The organism is Cobetia sp. (assembly GCF_983723665.1).
The window spans coordinates 24,137-25,656 of record NZ_CFDJES010000026.1; the positions used below are offsets into that span (position 1 = coordinate 24,137).

At 64.1% G+C, this 1,520-nt stretch carries 1 protein-coding gene and 1 riboswitch; the gene reads left to right on the forward strand.

The annotated features are described in order from the left end of the window. The first annotated feature begins 73 nt into the window (after positions 1–73). Positions 74–326: riboswitch (cobalamin riboswitch) on the forward strand. 130 nt (positions 327–456) lie between these two features. Then, a partial coding sequence (locus AC4FAH_RS04570; RefSeq protein WP_490245705.1) for a TonB-dependent receptor occupies positions 457–1,520 on the forward strand: 1,064 nt, incomplete at its 3' end.

Consider the following 1,520-nt stretch of genomic DNA (forward strand, 5'->3'; position numbering starts at 1 on the left):
CTGAGCGGCCCTGGGTGGCAGCCTGCGCAACGCCGGTTTGCCGATTGACTCCCTCACCCCCGCCCCAGACAATGGTTCACGTTGAAGCCAGGGTGTTCGGGAAACGGGTGAAAACCCCGTACTGCCCCCGCAACGGTGATCGCAACGCTCATGCAGGTCGACCACGATCGACAAGATCGACACGGCCAGCCACTGCCTCCGGGAGGACCTGTCATTCGGGCCTCCCCCAAGGGAAGGAGGTGGGAAGGCGCATGAGGGGGTGAGACTCCTGCCATTGGAGTCCACCAGGCGTCAGTCCGGAGACCGGCCCTCGCTTCCACACTGGTTGATGCGGAGGGCCTCACCAGTGGCAAGTCTCCCGCGACGGGCCTGCTTGATCAGGGCGCGCGGGGGACGTGTGCTCGCGCACCCTGTCACGCTGTCCTCCTCATTGCGTCTGACGCTTGAGGATCATTCATGAAACACAACAACACTCGTGGTCGCGCATCCGCGCAGGCCAGCTTCACCCTCGTCGGTAGCCTGCTGCTGCTGACCCCGCCCGCCATCGCGGCTGATGCGCTGACCACCGATTCATCCGAGGATCTGGACACCGTCCAGGTCACCGCCAATCGCATTCCGCAGCTGCAGAATGATGTGCTGGCCAGCACCGACGTCATCACGCGTGACGAGATCGATCGCCTGCAGGCCAATTCGCTGGTCGATCTGCTGCAATCACGCAATGGCATCGAGGTCGCCCGCAGCGGCCCGATGGGCAGCCAGACCAGCCTCTTCATGCGCGGTACCGAGTCCGACCACACCTTGATTCTGGTCAATGGCCAGCGTGTCGCCAACAGTGCCGATGGCCTGGCGCATTTCGAATTCCTGCCACTCGCCGCCGTCGAGCGTGTCGAGATCGTGCGTGGTCCGCGCGCCAGCGTCTACGGCGCCGATGCCATCGGCGGTGTGATCAACCTGATCACGCGTGGCGGCAGCGAAGTCGGTCAGCATGCAGAAGTCACCCTGCGTGCCGGCAGCGACGGCACCTTCCGCCAGAACGCCCAGTTCAGCTCGGTGGAAGACGACACACGCCTCTCGGCCAATCTCCATCATGATGAGAGCGATGGCTTCTCGGCCCGCGATACCGGCAGTGAAGATGATGGCTACGAGGCCACGGGCGCCGAACTACGCCTTGGCCACGACTTCGGTCAGCAGGCCACGCTCAGCCTCGGCGTCGCCAACACCGAGACCGATTACGACTATGACGACTGCTACGACAGCAGCTTCAGTGCCTCGGAAGACTGCCACGGCGAAGGCAGCCAGAAGGTATTGGATGCCAGCCTGCTGACGCACCTGAACCCGAACTGGGACATGACGGTCAGCGTGGCGCGCACGCGGGATGAGTACGAGAACACCGAAGCCGGTAGCGATGCCGGGCGTGTCGCCAGCACTCGCAACGAGGTCGGCCTGCGCCACGACTTCTACACCGACCTCGGCACGCTCAGTCTGGGGGTGGACCATCGCGAGGAAAGCCTGGATGCCGA